The 15,807-nt window shown below is 50.7% G+C and carries 13 protein-coding genes; 8 read left to right on the top strand and 5 right to left on the bottom strand.

Going from position 1 to position 15,807, the window contains the following annotated elements; translation table 11 throughout:
* Positions 1-11: 11 nt before the first annotated feature.
* Complete coding sequence (locus EHT25_RS01060; RefSeq protein WP_124869342.1) at positions 12-3,242, bottom strand: ligand-binding sensor domain-containing protein; 3,231 nt, start codon at positions 3,240-3,242, stop codon at positions 12-14.
* 180 nt (positions 3,243-3,422) lie between these two features.
* Positions 3,423-4,187 (bottom strand): TrmH family RNA methyltransferase, encoded by a 765-nt coding sequence (locus tag EHT25_RS01055; RefSeq protein WP_124869339.1) that lies wholly within the window; start codon positions 4,185-4,187, stop codon positions 3,423-3,425.
* Here EHT25_RS01055 and tamL point away from each other — a divergent pair.
* The 7 genes from tamL to EHT25_RS01020 all read left to right on the top strand — a co-directional run bounded on the left by tamL (position 4,186) and on the right by EHT25_RS01020 (position 12,568).
* Positions 4,186-6,849: a translocation and assembly module lipoprotein TamL gene (gene tamL / locus EHT25_RS01050; protein ID WP_229311393.1), complete on the top strand. Its 2,664-nt coding sequence runs from the start codon at positions 4,186-4,188 to the stop codon at positions 6,847-6,849. The two genes, EHT25_RS01055 and tamL, sit on opposite strands and share 2 nt — an antisense overlap.
* A 215-nt stretch (positions 6,850-7,064) precedes the next feature.
* Positions 7,065-8,489: a tRNA (N6-isopentenyl adenosine(37)-C2)-methylthiotransferase MiaB gene (miaB, locus tag EHT25_RS01045; protein WP_124869336.1), complete on the top strand. Its 1,425-nt coding sequence runs from the start codon at positions 7,065-7,067 to the stop codon at positions 8,487-8,489.
* Positions 8,490-8,511: 22 nt separating this feature from the next.
* Entirely contained in the window at positions 8,512-9,813 is a 1,302-nt protein-coding gene (locus tag EHT25_RS01040) for a sigma-54 interaction domain-containing protein (protein ID WP_124869332.1), read from the top strand.
* 40 nt (positions 9,814-9,853) lie between these two features.
* Positions 9,854-10,378, top strand: coding sequence for an LptE family protein (locus EHT25_RS01035; RefSeq protein ID WP_229311392.1), 525 nt, complete (start codon positions 9,854-9,856; stop codon positions 10,376-10,378).
* A gap of 128 nt (positions 10,379-10,506) precedes the next feature.
* Positions 10,507-11,382 (top strand): DUF8458 domain-containing protein, encoded by an 876-nt coding sequence (locus EHT25_RS01030; RefSeq protein ID WP_124869326.1) that lies wholly within the window; start codon positions 10,507-10,509, stop codon positions 11,380-11,382.
* A gap of 55 nt (positions 11,383-11,437) precedes the next feature.
* Positions 11,438-11,809, top strand: coding sequence for a preprotein translocase subunit SecG (secG, locus tag EHT25_RS01025; RefSeq protein ID WP_124869321.1), 372 nt, complete (start codon positions 11,438-11,440; stop codon positions 11,807-11,809).
* A 171-nt stretch (positions 11,810-11,980) separates the two neighbouring features.
* Positions 11,981-12,568 (top strand): hypothetical protein, encoded by a 588-nt coding sequence (locus EHT25_RS01020; RefSeq protein WP_124869317.1) that lies wholly within the window; start codon positions 11,981-11,983, stop codon positions 12,566-12,568.
* 34 nt (positions 12,569-12,602) lie between these two features.
* On the opposite strand, the gene EHT25_RS01015 is transcribed toward EHT25_RS01020, so the two are convergent.
* From EHT25_RS01015 to EHT25_RS01005, 3 genes are all read right to left on the bottom strand, one after another.
* A complete protein-coding gene (locus tag EHT25_RS01015) occupies positions 12,603-12,998 on the bottom strand; it encodes a DUF4870 domain-containing protein (protein WP_124869314.1) in 396 nt (131 codons plus the stop codon).
* Positions 12,999-13,222: 224 nt separating this feature from the next.
* Positions 13,223-14,137, bottom strand: a complete 915-nt coding sequence (locus EHT25_RS01010) for an oxidoreductase (protein ID WP_124869311.1) — start codon at positions 14,135-14,137, stop codon at positions 13,223-13,225.
* A 79-nt stretch (positions 14,138-14,216) separates the two neighbouring features.
* Complete coding sequence (locus EHT25_RS01005; RefSeq protein ID WP_124869308.1) at positions 14,217-15,125, bottom strand: helix-turn-helix domain-containing protein; 909 nt, start codon at positions 15,123-15,125, stop codon at positions 14,217-14,219.
* A gap of 114 nt (positions 15,126-15,239) precedes the next feature.
* On the opposite strand from EHT25_RS01005, the gene EHT25_RS01000 reads away from it, so the two are divergent.
* Complete coding sequence (locus EHT25_RS01000; RefSeq protein ID WP_124869305.1) at positions 15,240-15,806, top strand: Crp/Fnr family transcriptional regulator; 567 nt, start codon at positions 15,240-15,242, stop codon at positions 15,804-15,806.
* Position 15,807: the final 1 nt, after the last annotated feature.

Raw genomic sequence — 15,807 nt, 5'->3', positions numbered from 1 at the left:
TGTTCGGGTTTTCACCCAATGTGCGGGATATCCATCCGAAACGTAACGGTGGTACCTTCCAAAATTTCCGATGTAATGTCTACTTTTCCGCCAATTTTTTCGGCCCGGCTGCGGATGTTGTGCAGCCCGTTGCCAACCGACGATTTGTTACTTGGCTGAATACCGATGCCGTTGTCTTTCCATTGCACCTCGATCCGCCGGTTCAGCATTGCAAAATGAATCTGCGATGTCGTGGCCTGCGAATGTTTCAGCGTGTTGCTCATGGCTTCCTTGAACAGAAAAATCAGGTGGCGGCTCGTGCCGACCGGCAAAACCGCTTTCCGCAGATCGTCGACAATGCCGGTGGCTTCAAAGGTGATTCGGCTCCGGTCGAAAACGTCGTCGCCGAAATCTTTCAACCGAATGGCAATCTCCAGAAAATTGTCGTGTTCGGGATTGATCGCCCAGATAAAATCCTTGGTGCCCTGATAAAGCCGGTTGCTGTTGTCGCTGATTTTGGTCAGTAACGGTGAAATCTCCGCGCCGTGCCCGTTCAGTTTGTTCTTGATGATTTCGGTCAGCATCGAAATCCGGGTAATCGTGTTGCCGAATTCATCGTGCAAATCCTGCGCAGCCATTTTCCGAACGCGTTCGTTTTCGGCCAGCGTCACCCGCTCCAGTTCCAGCAGGTGTTCCACTTTCTTTTTCACCCGGTAATTGTACACCAGCCAGGTGGCGGCTCCGATGACCGTAACCAGTGTCAGCATAAACCACCACGTTTGCCAGAAGGGCGGCAAAACCGTAATTGGAATCCGCAGCATATTCGCATCGCTCCACACGCCGTCGCTGTTGGAACCCCGAACTTTCAGCACATATTCACCCGGTTTCAGATTGGTAAAACTGACGTACCGGCGCACCCCGCTTTCAATCCAGCCGTCCTGGAAACCCTCCAGCTTATACGCATATTGATTCTTGTGCGAATTCGTATAATCCAGTGCTGCGAACGAGAACGAGAAGAAATTTTCGCCGGGCAGAATCTCGATCCGACCGGTTTTAGCCAGCAGGCTATCGACATTCACCGGTTTTTCAAACTTCTTGAACGACGTCAGCACCACCCGCGGCAAGTGCCGGTTTTTAACCATACGCAGGGGCAGAAAACTCACCAGCGAGCCGATACCGCCGAAAAACAGCTCGCCGTCGGCGGCCTGGTGGTACGCATTCATATTGAACTCGTTGATCGTCAGGCCGTCATTGATATCGTAGTTTTCAAATTTTTCCCGTGCCGGGTCAAAACACGACAGACCGAGGTTCGTGCTCATCCAGATGCGTCCATGGGCGTCTTCCAAAGCGCCGTAAACGAGTTCATTGGGCAAACCCTGCCGTTCGGTGTAATGAATAAACCGCTCCTCGCCGTTCTTCCCGTACACCATTTTGCTGAACCCCTTGTTGCTGCAAACCCAAAACCGGTCTTTGCTGTCGCGCAGAAAGCCCAGCACCTGTTCGCCAATCAGGCTGTGCGGATCTTTCGGATTGTTCTCATAGTGGGTGATTTTTCCGGTTTCCAAGTTGATTTTATTCAACCCAAAACCGGTCCCGACCCAGATCATCCCGTTCCGGTCTTCCTGAATGGCATAGACAATGAACGCCCGCAAGCTGTTCGGATCTTTTGGATCATGGCGATATGAGCTTACCTGACCGGTTTTTGCGTCAATTTTTCGCAGACTTGAGTACCCGCCAACCCACAGATTCCCAGCCCGGTCTTCGTACAGACTCAGCACACCATCGCCCTTTTCCCCCCCTCTCGCAGTCAACTCTTTCCCCGTGCCCGGCAGCCGGGCGTCAAACCGGTTGTGCTGCCGGTCGTACCGATACAGGCCTTCCATCGTGCCGACCCACAGATTGCCTTTCCGGTCCTCGCGCAGGCACTGAATTTTGTCGCTGCTCAAACTGTGAGGGTCATTCGGGTTGCCCCGAAACCGCTGCATGGCCGACGTTAAGCGGTCGATCTGAATCAGTCCCTCGTGCGTTCCGATCCAGAGTTTGCCCATGTGGTCGGTCGTGACGGCAAACACCAGACCGGCGGCCGACGACTGCATGCGGTTCGTGATGATGGGCCATTGCCGGAAGGTATTTTTCGACCGGCTGTAGACCTGCACACCGGCATCGTGTGTTCCAATCCAGACAATATCTTCCAGTGGAGCAGGACCTTCGTAAATCGTGTTGATGATCCCGGTTTTCAACCCTTTTTTCGCGAACAAGTCTTCCTGAATGCTGTCAATGAAGCGAATGTGCTGGTCGCTGACAATCTTAAACCGGTAAATACCCCGCTTCTGGGTACTGATCCACAGCACGTTATACCGATCGATGTGAAGTGACGAAATCGGAAGATCGCCAATTTGTTCCCCAATTTCCGGATACAGTTCCGATTGCCCCAACTTCGGATTGATCCGGGCGATTCCGCTGGCGGTTCCGACCCAAATCGTTCCAAACTCATCCGCAGCCAGCGATTTTACCCAGGCACCGGGCAATTGATACGTCATCTGTTCGGTACAGGCCACCACGTTAACGGGGGCCGGTTTAGCCTGAACGGGGCCGGGTTTCGTGAGATGTAGCTCAGCCAGGCCGTTTCCGGTCCCAATCCAGAGCATTCCGCTCGGGTCGATGAGGAGCGTATTGATCACCTGCGCCCGCCGGTCGTCTTCGTTCTCAATGGTGTAATGAATAACGTCGTATTGCTTTGGGTTCTTGAAAACGAGACGTTTGAGTCCCCAGCTCGTTGCGAGCCACAAGGTGCCGAAGCGGTCGGCGGTAATGGCGTTGATGGTGGTCAGGCCATAGCGACGCCGTTTGGGTTCCAGCAAATTCTGGTGACGTCGAAACCGCCCGGTCACGGGGTCGTATTCACTCAATCCATTGACGGTTCCGACCCAGATTTTCCCGTGCGCATCTTCATACAACGACATAATCTGGTCGTGGGAAATGGTCGTTGCATCAAACGGATTGTGTTTGTAATGCGTGATCTGGTAGCCATCGTAGCGGTTTAAACCGTCCTGCGTCCCGAACCAAACATAGCCCCGGCTGTCTTTTAAAATACAGTCAACACCACTCTGGGACAGACCATTATCAACCGAAATCTGATCCAGAAATTTTATCACCCTTCCGCGCGACTCCAGCGAACTACCCGACGGCAGGCTTTTGATCGCCTGGGTGAACGCCGTCACCCAGCTCAGACAGAGCAGCAATACGCTTAGATTTCTTTTCATCAGTCCTGGGGGATAAAATCCCCCTGTTTCACAAATTTACGCCATCTCCGGTTTCTAATAAATCCCCCAATTTGGGGTAAATGTAGAGCCCTCCCCCGGTCGTATTTTTGTAAACAATATGTACATTTAGTTTAGGTTAAGAAAGCAGTAAAAGTAGCCTTGCGTTGAACAGGGCTACTTTTATTTTGCTCCCCCCTGAGCGGTTTCGGTCCGGCGCAGGTTGTCGCAGATGATCGCCGTGGCAATGCCCACATTCAGGGATTCGGCCTGACCGTAGCGCGGTATCGTAATGCGCTTACTGACAAGCTTTTCCACTTCAAAGCTAATGCCATTTGCTTCATTTCCCATCACGAGGTAACCCGATTTTCCGAAGTCCTGCGAGTGCACGTTTTCGCCAGCCAGAAAAGCCCCAAAAACCGGTTTCGAAACCGCCGTTAAGTAGGTAGTCAAATCGCAGTAATACCATTCCACCCGCGTAAAAGACCCTTTGCTGGCCGAGATGACTTTGGGGTTGTAGACATCGGCGGTCGACTGCGAGCAGATTAGTTTCCGAATCCCGTACCAGTCGGCAATCCGGAGAATGGTACCGAGGTTTCCGGGATCACGGATGTCGTCCAGCACCAGCACAAACTCGTCAGTTTCAGCCACTAAAAACCGGTTTTCTTTCGTTTTAGCTACGGCTAGGGCCGCTTCGTTGACCACCAGCGTACCGACCCGTTTCAGATCGTCGGCCGAAACCATTTCCATTCGCACCCGTTGTTTATCCAGCAACCCGGCGTTTTCTTTGTAAAATGGCTCCGTTACAAACAGCAATTCCATCTGATAATCTGATGCGCACAATTCAAGTACATCAATGGCACCCTCGACCAAAAAGGCGCCGTGTTCCTGCCGGTATTTTTTCTGATGCAGCGACTGGATATATTTGCTAAGCGATTTGGAAATCATGGCAAGAAAATACGGATTAATGCGTACGAATTACAAAATATGGGGAAGCATCCTAAGCTGTAATCCGAAATGCGTGGTTCGTACGATCAGTTTTTTAGTTTTAAGTGCCGGTCTGCTCTCCGGCCTTTCGGGTTGCGTAAGTTCGGAAAATTTACAAAAAAACCAGTATCTCCTCTTTAGCCAGACCGTTCGCGGAAACCGGACATTACCCAGTTCTGATTTCGAAGCACTCATTCCCCAGCGGCCTAACCGCCGGATTTTGCGTTTGCCCATCACCCCCGCCCTCTGGTTCTATCGACTGGGTTCCCGAACCTACGATCAGGCAGCCGCCCAGCGCGAGCTGGAAGCCAAACGCAAAGAATATGACCAGTTTACCGAAAAACCGGATTCGACCAAATCGTACCGAAAAGAACAGAAACGATTCAACCGCCAACTCACCCGATTGCGCCGACGTGCCGAAGAAGGCAACTGGGTCATGCGCTCCCTGGGCGAACCGCCCGCCTTTTTTTACGAAACCGACGCCAAAGAAAACGCGCAGAAAATGCAGCGGTTTTTGTTCAACAACGGTTTTTTTCTGGGAAAAGCGTCGTATTCGGTCGATAGTAACCGAACGCTGGGCCGCCGGGTACGCGTGACTTACAACATCACCGAGAACATTCCGTTTCACCTCAACAAGATCACCTACCAGATCGCCGATCCGCGCGTCGACACCATTGTGCGCCCCACCCTCGCCCGTTCTTCAGCGCTGAAAACCGGGGAACGTTACAATGCCGAAAAGATCGAAACCGAGCGAATCCGGATTGAAGAATTACTGCGCAACAACGGTTATTACAGCTTTACCCGGCAATACATTCCGCTGCCGCTCGATGTTGATTCGGCGCGGTCGCTCAGCACCGACTCAGCGTTCCGTAACCTCAACATCTGGGTAAAAATTGCCAATCCGCCCGGGCAGCCGCGCCACCCGGTTTTTCGGATCGGCGAAGTGGAAGTGCGGGTGGCGCGGGCCGAAGACCGGGCTTCGCTCGACACCACGCGGTATAATGGCCTGCGGTTTTACCTGGGTCAGCAAAATTATTCGCTTCGCTTGCTCGACAGCCGGATTTTTCTGCGGCCCGATAGCCTGTATCGTCTCAGAAATTACCAGGACAGCCAGCGGCAGTTGTTTCTGCTGAACCAGTTCCGATTTGCCAACATCAGCTTTACGGATACGACGAAAGGGCATCTCAGAACCCGTATCAATCTGATTCCGATCGACAAATACGAACTGACCAGCGAAGGCGGGGTTTTCGTGTTGTACCAGGGACAGGGCTATCCGGGTCCGTTCGGCACGGCTTCGTTCCGGGTTCATAATATTTTCAGCGGTTTGGGCACGTTCGAGACGGCGGTTCGGTACGGTTTTGAAGCCCAGACTGGTTTTGCGTTGTCCGGCAGCGGGGTTGGCATTGCCCAGGAATTAGGGATCAATACGTCGCTGATTTTCCCGCACATTGTATTTCCGGGAAAAGCCCGGTTTTTGTTCAATCGGCTGAGTCCACGTACGCAGGTCAGTTTAGGCTATAACTACACCAGCCGCCCTGATTATGGCCGTCGACTTTTACGGACGGCATTGTCGTACAACTGGCTGAAAAACAATAAACACCAGTATAATTTTGTGATTGCCGACGTTAATTACCTAAAAGCGTCCATCAAACCGGGAGAGGATGGCGATGCTTTCCGGGCTTATTTAAAGACGCAGGATTCGTTGGGAAGTACTATTCAACGAAGTTTTTTAAGCGCCTTCGCTTCCAGCATCAGCTTCACCTATACCTACAACACGAACGTGCTGGGGCAAAACCGGCGGGCGAATTTTCTGCGATTATCGCTGGAATCCGGTGGTACTACCTTAAATTTTTTCAGTAACGAGCAACTTAAAAGCTTTTTCAAAACCACTGCCACAAGCGGTTTGCAGTATTACAAATACCTGCGGGGCAGCGTTGATTTCCGGCATTACATCCCAGTCCGTTCCAAAACCACATTGGCTTTTCGAATCAACACGGGCATGGTGATTGGTTACGGCGACAACAAAACCGCCCCGTACGAAAAGCTCTTTTTCGCCGGTGGCAGCAACAGCATCCGGGCCTGGCTTCCCCGCCGACTGGGTCCGGGCTCGTCGATTCCGTATTCCAAAAGCGACAATCCGCTGGTGCCGATCTTTAATCCGAAACGACCCGGCCAGTTTCGCTACGATTTCGAACAACCCGGCGATATCATTCTGGAAGGATCGGCCGAGTTGCGAACGCACCTTTTTCACCTGGGGGGCGACATCAACGGGGCTTTTTTCGTGGATGCCGGGAACGTCTGGACATTACGGAACAACGTCAATCGAACGGGTGAAAATATTTCTCCCCAATTTATTCGGCAAATTGCCGTCGGCTCCGGTATTGGATTGCGCATCGATTTTTCATTCTTCATTATTCGGCTCGACGGGGCGGTTAAGGTTTACGATCCTTCCCGCTACTACATCTACTCCCCCAACCCCGACGGAACCGGCTACACGGTTCCCGGTAAAAACCCCGGCGATCTGATCGATGAACGTTTCTTTTTGCCCAAATTCCGGTTTGATAAAATGTTCAAAGGACCCAATCCGCTCGTTATCAACTTCGGAATCGGGTATCCGTTCTAGCGGTTTTTGCCGTCGATACTTTCCTACCTGACAAACTGTCACAGTTCCCTAAAATCTTCGTAACTTTGATGTTTCGTTTACGAATGACCGGTTTTGAATGAAGGGGGTCATTTTGGGTTTAGCTTGTAAAGTTTTAACGAAGCGCTGAGAATTTTCTCTGCGGGAAACGGCAAATCCTGACCCTCCGACAGAAGCGATTTTTGATACAATATTTTATGGGACGCATTACGGAGACATTATCCATACTGACCGAAGCCGACAAGGAAAGCGCTGACGAGCCACGGGTTCTGGAAGAAGAACTGGCCATCGGAAAAAAACGGCTTTACATCGAAAGTTACGGTTGTCAGATGAATTTTTCGGACAGCGAAATCGTGGCTTCGGTGATGCGAAACGCCGGTTTTGCCACCACTGCCACCGCCGACGAAGCTGACGTTATCTTCCTGAACACCTGCGCCATTCGTGACAATGCGGAGCAGAAAGTTCGCAACCGGCTGAAGCAACTCAATGTGCTGAAAAAGCGGAAACCGGAGTTGCTGGTCGGCATGCTGGGCTGCATGGCCGAACGCCTGAAAGCCAAATTGCTGGAAGAAGAAAAAATGGTAGATATTGTGGCCGGGCCCGACGCCTACCGCGATATTCCGAAACTGGTGGAAGAAGCCGAGTCGGGGCAGAAAGCCGTCAATGTTTTTCTGTCACGCGAAGAAACCTACGCCGACATTTCGCCAATCCGCCTGAATTCCAACGGCGTAACGGCTTTCATTTCGATCATGCGGGGTTGCGACAACATGTGCAGCTTTTGCGTCGTTCCCTACACCCGGGGCCGCGAACGCAGCCGCGATGCGCATTCGATCGTTCGCGAAGCCCAGGATCTGGCTGCGGCTGGTTATAAAGAAGTTACGTTGCTGGGGCAGAATGTCGACAGTTACAAATGGACCTCGGAAGATGGGTTAGAAAAAGTCAATTTTGCCCAGTTGCTCGAACGCGTCGCCCTCGTTGACCCCGAGTTGCGCATCCGGTTTTCGACTTCACATCCGAAAGACATTACCGACGAAGTGCTGCACACGATGGCGAAATACGACAACATCTGCAACTATATTCACCTGCCCGCCCAAAGCGGTAACAACCGGATTCTCAAGCTGATGAACCGGACTTACGACCGCGAGTGGTATATCCAGAAAATCGACCGGATTCGCGCCATTCTGGGAGAAGACTGCGGCATTTCGCACGACATGATTTCCGGTTTTTGCTCCGAAACCGAAGAGGAGCATCAGGACACGCTGTCGTTGATGGAATATGCTCGTTACGACTACGGTTACATGTTTGCCTACTCGGAGCGGCCCGGCACACCGGCCGCTAAAAAATACGCCGATGACGTTCCGTATGAAGTCAAACTCCGTCGCCTGAACGAGATCATCGCTTTGCAGCGCGATATGTCGCTGGAACGCAACCAACGGCACATTGGCAAGGTACAACGCGTATTGATCGAAGGGTTTTCCAAACGTTCCGATGACTTTCTGAGCGGCCGCAATGACCAGAACAAAATGGTGGTTTTCCCGAAAGGTAATTACCAGAAAGGCCAGTATGTCAACGTGTTAGTGACGGATTGCACGGCGGCCACGCTACGGGGCGTTACGGTTTAAGAGTTCCCCATTTCCAGTATCTATGAATTTAAAAGAAATCCAGTCGGTCAAGCAGCGATTCGGCATTATCGGCAATGCAACGGGCCTGAACTACGCGATTAACGTGGGCATTCAGGTGGCGGCTACCGATCTGACCGTGTTGATTACGGGCGAGAGCGGAAGTGGGAAAGAATCTTTTTCGAAGATCATTCACAGCCTGAGCAGCCGCAAACACGGCCAGTTCATTGCCATCAACTGCGGAGCCATTCCTGAAGGAACGATCGATTCGGAACTGTTTGGTCACGAAAAAGGGTCATTTACGGGTGCTGTCGATCAGCGAAAAGGGTATTTTGAAACCACCAACGGTGGCACCATTTTTTTGGATGAAATTGGCGAAATGCCGATGGGAACCCAAGCCCGGCTGTTGCGGGTGCTCGAAAACGGCGAGTTTATCCGGGTCGGTTCGTCGAAAGTACAGAAAACCGATGTTCGGGTGGTGGCAGCTACCAACGTCAACCTGCTGGCGGCTGTCGAACAGGGAAAGTTTCGCGAAGATTTGTATTACCGGTTGAATACCGTCCCGATTTTTGTACCGCCCCTGCGCGAACGCGGTGATGACATCGAGCTTCTGTTCCGGAAATTTACGACCGATTTTGCCGAACGCTACCGAATTCCGCCCATTCAGCTTTCGGAGGCTGCTAAATTGTTGCTGCTTCGGTATCCGTTTCCGGGAAACATCCGCCAGTTGAAAAACATTGCCGAGCAAACGTCCATTCTGGAGTCGGAAAATAACAAAGTGATTGAAGCCGAGACGCTGGCGAAATACCTGCCACCGGTTTCGTCACAGGCGTCTCAGTCGCCGATGGTTTTGCCCGGAATGCATTCGGAAAACAATTTCTCCGAACGCGAGCTTCTTTATAAGGTGCTGTTCGATATGCGTCGAGATATGAACGAGCTGAAAAGGCTGGTGCTCGACGTGTTGAAAAACGAAAAGAACGGTCACGAAATCCTGAATAATCACAAGGAATTGTTCGATACGCTCCAGCCCAGCGAACTCATTCCGGAGCCGGAGCCAACCGTCCCCCGCTTGCTTCCGCCCGCGAACCTGATCGACGCCGACGATTACGACACGGCTGATGCAACCGGTGACGTAACGGTGGAAGACATTACCCACGAAACCGAGGAAGACGACTCACTGTCGCTGGAGAAAAAAGAAAAAGAAATGATTGTCAAGGCCTTACGGCGCAGCAACAACAAAAGAAAATACGCAGCCCAGGCACTCGGCATTTCCGAACGGACGTTATATCGGAAGATTAAACAATACCAGATCGATGAAGAAGATTAATTCTGATTCAGTGAACAATGCACAATTAACCATGAACACTATGGGCCGCCGATTGCTTCGTCTTCCTCTTTTCTATTTATTGTTCATGGTTCATTGTGCATTGTTTATTTCCTCCTGCGGAAAATATTCGTTTACCGGCACGACGCTCGATCCGAATATTAAAACCATTACAATCAATACGTTTACGACTTCGGCGGCTGGTGGACCGGCGAACCTGACGTTGCAGTTTACCGAAAAACTGAAGGAATATTACCAGCGGTACACCAACATGAAGGTGGTTCCGAACAATGGCGACATCGTGCTGGAAGGGTCGTTCACGGCCTATGACGTCTTGCCGGTTGCCGCCACGGCTTCCGATCAGGCGGCCCAAAACCGTTTGCAGGTATCTGTTCAGGTGCGGTTTTCCAATTCGAAAGACGAGACGAAGAATTTCGATCAGGCTTTTTCGTTTTACCAGGATTTCCCGGCCAATCAGACGCTCACGCAGAGCGAAAGTCGCCTGGTGCCCAAAATTCAGGACCAGCTGGTGCTGGATATTTTCAATAAAACGGCCGCAGACTGGTAAAAACACGGAATAAACCCTCTTGTCTTCTCCGTTCTCCGCCATTAATTATAACTAGTATCGGAAGCGGAAACTGGTAACTATTTGTTAAATTTGACCAAAGCGACACCATCCTTTCCGTACTCAATCCAATGGACAAATTGGACAAAGAAACGTTTTCCTTTTGGATTACCCATCCCGAGGAGTTGTTACCTGCTGATATCCAACCGTTAACGGAAGCCATTGCGGCTTATCCGTATTGTCAGTCGCTGTATCTGCTGGCAGCCAAAGCTACTTCGGTTCACCAGAAAAGTCACGCTGTCGATTACGTTCGTCAGGCAGCGGCCCACGCCCTCAGCCGGAATGCGTTACGGAAATTGATCGAGAATGAGTTTCAATGGTCGGAAAACCTACTGAGCCGCCTGAATGAATTGTCGCTCAAGCAGGTCCCGATTCCCGACGACTACAAAAAAGAAAGCTACGAATTGTTTAAGCGAAAAGCCGAACAAAACCATCCATTTCTCTCGAATCCCATCTTCGATTTTGCCAAATCAGTTGCTTTCGAAGAACTTCCGGTGGTTGATAATCCAAAGGAAGAACCAGCATCCGGTCCTGAACCGATCAACGATGTTGTGCCCATCATTGATGAGGCAATTCTAACCGAAAAAGTGATTCAGACCACGCTGGAACAACATAAATCGACGGAGGAAAAAACCGTTGCGGTTGAAGCTTCAGACCCCGAACGCAACCGGCAGTTGCGGATCATCGAAGACTTCATCAAACGGGAACCGATGATTCAACGCCCCCGGCTCAATACCAGCGAACAGGCCGATCAGGAAGATTTGACGCGCCGGATGCCAGCCAATTCGGGCGTTCCGGTTACGGAGGCTTTCGCGCAAATTCTGGCCCGACAGGGCAAGTCCGAGCGCGCTATTGACATTTACGTGAAACTAATGTTGAAAAATCCGGAAAAAAAGGTTTATTTTGCGGAGAAAATCGAGGCTCTAAAAGGGCCAAAAGAGTCGTAAATAACTCCTTTCTATAACAATACGCATACTAAAATAACCGCAAGGGCGAATCGAAATGCTAACGGCAATCATTGTATTAATTTGTATTTGTACCGTATTACTGATTTTGGTAGTACTTATTCAAAACTCCAAGGGGGGCGGTTTATCCGGTGAATTTGGTGGACTTGGTTCTAACCAGTTGATGGGTGTAAAGAAAACCACTGATCTGCTCGAACAGGTGACCTGGGGACTTGCCATCGCCATCATGGCATTGACGCTCGCAACCTACATCGCTACCGATCGGAACCCGATTGGAGCAACGATCAACAGCGCCAACGTTGACGCAGCCGCGACGAAAACCGTACCGGGAGCTGGCGTACAGGCTCCGGCTCAGCAAGCACCTGCTGCTCCGGCCACAACGCCCCAAAGCGGAACACCCGCTAAATAAGCGACTCCAAGCATAAGGCTTCGTTTTTAAGCGATTGACTTTCAGACCTGTAGGGACTAATCAGCCATACAGGTCTTTTTTTGATCATAATTTCCGGTTCAGAAAGTATAAACCGGTGGATCGGTTTCGTTGTAAAGGAAGGTTTTGCATCCCGAACCGTCGTTCAGCCTGATGAGAAAAAGTGCCCTTGCTCCCCTTGCCGTCGTTTGCTGTTTGTTTGCCGTTTCCTGCCATCGACCCTACGCACGCTACCAGCCTATCCCCGTTGAATCGTTTCGATCGTCCGGAAAACCAAAACCGGTAGCTTCGCCCGAAGATACGGTGGGCATTGAGGTAGTCGAATGGGCCGGCACGGTTTCTGAATCTCCGGTACCCAAACCGCCAATGCCGGAATTTTACGCATCTGCTGCGGTCGTTCCCCCGGTGCCTTCGGCCACGCAACGCCCGCACCAGTCGACGAGTTTGCTGGTTCATTCGTCGGCCGGCGCTGTTGAAAACAGCACGTTCCCTCAACCCCGACCCAAACCGGGTCAGAAGAAAACCTTGCGCGAAATTCTCGGACTTAAACCGCGCAAGAAACTAAATTGGTGGCAACGGATTCCCTGGCAGCTTAAAGCATCGATCCCCATTATTGGTGTCGCCATCGTTTTTGCGGTGCTGCACATCACCGTACTGGCCATTATTTTCGGTGTGCTCGGAGCCTTCCTCCTGATCCGTGGCCTGAAACGAACCTTCAAAGTCCGCCGTCCGTGGTTTTAATTTATAAGGAAAATACGGGCAATTGAGCTTTAAACTACTTTATCAACCGAATCGCAAACGGATACTGGTAATATTCGCCGTTGTTGGCTTTGATTCCGGCGAGAACGGCAAAAATGATATTAAGTACGCCCAGCACGATCAGAATTGGTATTCCGATAAAGATAATAATCAGCAGAAAGGCCACGCAGTAGGCAATGGCCATCGTGATCTGAAAATTCACGGCTTCTTTGCCGTGGTAATCCACGAATGCCGATTTATCTTTCTGAATCTGCCAGACCACAACCGGCCCGATGATATTTCCAAACGGAATGATGAAACCGGCCAGTGAGCTCAGGTGAGCCAGCAACCCCCACATCCGTTCGTCGGAAGGGCTCAGGGACGTGGTGGGAGATGGCGGAAGTGGCGGATTGTTGTACGGTTGATTTTCCATGATGGCAAGTGATTTAGTTGCAACCAAGTACGCCGAAAGAAATGGTTTTTGCAATGATAAGTTACAGGAATGGAAGAAGAATCGGAAGGAGTCACGATGAAACGGATTAGCGGATTCCCGCGAAAATTCACGAAACGACTGAATGAACATTTCTGCTTTACCGAATCAAAAAACTGGCGGATTTTCTTTAAATGAAAACCGCCGGTTTTTATTCGGTGCAGCTCTCAGGACTGGAATGATACTGGATATTGCAGGCCGGTAACCTCTTCGGCAAAATTCCAAAGCTTTTTCGCCACGGTTTCATCCTGCGCATGCGGTTCCAGTATCGACAGCACCGGAAATCCCCGATAACCATTGTCCTGATCGGGTTCGTAAAAACCGCCCGGCCTCACCTCGTCCGACACTGCGGCATACAACGAAGGCAGCGCACCTTGCCAGGGGTCCATCAGCGGACCCACCCGCTCGATAGCCGCCGTAAAAGCATCTTCCGTCATATACCGTGACAGTTCGGTTTTATTAGCGCCGGGTTGAACCGCCAACGAAAGAACCGGGTCGCCGATGGCCGTGATCCGGCGCTGCAATTCAAGCGCAAACAGGATATTGGCCAGTTTGCTTTGACCGTATTCCCGCGTAGGATCGTAATCTTTTTCGGACCGTAAGTTATCAAAATCGATCGCACCACGCCGGTAGGCGCCACTGCTGACCGTTACAATCCGCGAACCGGAAGTTGACTGGAGTAGCGGATACAAATATCCGGTCAGGGCAAAATGTCCGATGAAATTGACGCCAAATTGCAGCTCAAACCCTTCGGCGGTTTTCGAGGCCGGTGGAATCATGACGCCCGCATTGTTGATCAATAAGTGAAGTTGTGAGTGGTTTTTGCGGAACGTTTCGGCAAACTGCCGGACCGAATCCAGACTTGACAAATCAAGCAGACCGATTTCCAGCGTACCTTTTCCTCCCTGTTTCTTTAATTGATGGAGGGCTTCTTCGGCCTTTTCCAGACTGCGGCAGGCGAGTATCACCAGCGCCCCCGCTTCGTACAGGGCCAGAGCGGTTTCAAAACCAATACCGGCGTTGGCACCGGTGACGATCGCCGTTTTACCGGTCTGATCGGAAATATTTTTCTTTGTCCACATAAGAGAATTTTTTATGGAACAAAGGTCCGGAAAACCGCCGACAGCGACGATACAGGAATGAAATCAAAAACTACAAAAATCAATCTGTGTTCGAGCTTCTGAATTTCTGGGCTGTTAGTTTTGCCCGGTTTTTAAAGAAGCTGGAAAAATGATTCGGCTCTTCAAACCCCAGGCTCCAGGCGATTTCGGAAATCGTCCAGTTCGTGCTTTTCAGCAGAACTTTGGCTTCCTGTAGCACCCGATCGCTGATCAATTGCGAAGTAGTTTGGCCGGTTGTTTCCTTCAGCGCCTTATTCAAATGATTGACGTGAATATTCAGTTGACGGGCAAAAGCCGCCGGGGTATTGAGCTGAATGACCTGATTGCTCAATTCGATCGGGAATTGCCGCTCCAGCAATTCGGCGAACAAACCGGTGATGCGTTCGGCCGCATTCGATCCAGCGTGCCGGTCTCCAGCCAGCGGTCGCATTTTCTGCGCTCCGTGAACCACCTCCATCAGCAGGTTGCGCAGGAGATCGTATTTGTAAGCGTAATCACCCTGTAATTCATCCAACATTCTTACAAACAGGGCTTTGTAACTGGCAGCTTCGCTCTCATTTAAAGCGATGACGGCCGAATCAGCGTGTTGAAAAACCGGATATTCACTGATACTACCAAACCGACTGAAAAAGGCTTCCGTAAAAATGCACATAAAACCGGTCTGTTCTTCGCTGATAATTTCCCAGAAATACGGAATCATCGGGTTTGTAAAAACCAGAACGCTGCCGTTCACTTCGATACTCTGGTCGGCATAATGAATTTTACTGTGACCGGTGACCAGCGTCATCTTAAAAAAATTACGACGGGTATAATGTACCGGTTTGTGAGTTGGCAGCCGAATGTCTTCCACCTTAAAAATATTGAAATGACCCACTTCATTTTTGGGGTATTCCGACGTTCGGTTCAGAATGTTTTTATAAAACGAGTCAAGTCCAACGAAAGCAGCCATCGATTCAAATATACAAAAATCAAATCAATGGCAAATCAGATTGAGTAGATTCGGATGAGATAACGGGTTTTTCAGGACGCCCTGAACCGGTTTTTGCAATCTTTGTTAAACGAAATGGAAACCTTACTAAACTCGATCAGGCAGTTGCAGCCGATTGCTGAACCGCTTGAAAGTATGCTTCGGCAAATGCTCCGTCGGCACGAATTACCCCGTCGGCACTGGCTGTTGATACCCGGCCAGGTCAGCGAACGGATTTTTTTCATTGAAAAAGGGGTCGCTCGCGGCTATTTTCTGAAAGAAGATCGGGAGGTAACGTCGTGGTTTATGAAAGAATCCGATTTTATTATTTCAATCGTCAGTTTCTATTCCCGCCAGCCCGCTCAGGAATACGTCGAACTGCTGGAAGAGAGCGTTTTGTGGTCGATTACATACGAGCAGCTTCAGCGGTTGTATGCTACCTTTCCCGAATTTAACAAAGTAGGACGCCTGCTGACAGAGCGGTATTATTTGCGAAGTGAACAGCGGGCACAGAACCTTCGGATGCAGTCGGCTCGGGAACGATACGAGCAGTTGCTGACTGATTTCCCGGAGATTTTTCGCCGGGTTCCCCTAAAATACATTGCCTCACACCTGGGTTTATCACCCGAAACCGTGAGCCGCTTGCGGGCGAATAAGCAATAAA

The organism is Larkinella rosea (assembly GCF_003858635.1).
Taxonomy (GTDB): domain Bacteria; phylum Bacteroidota; class Bacteroidia; order Cytophagales; family Spirosomataceae; genus Larkinella; species Larkinella rosea.
This window is presented reverse-complemented; position numbering and strand designations above follow the sequence as displayed.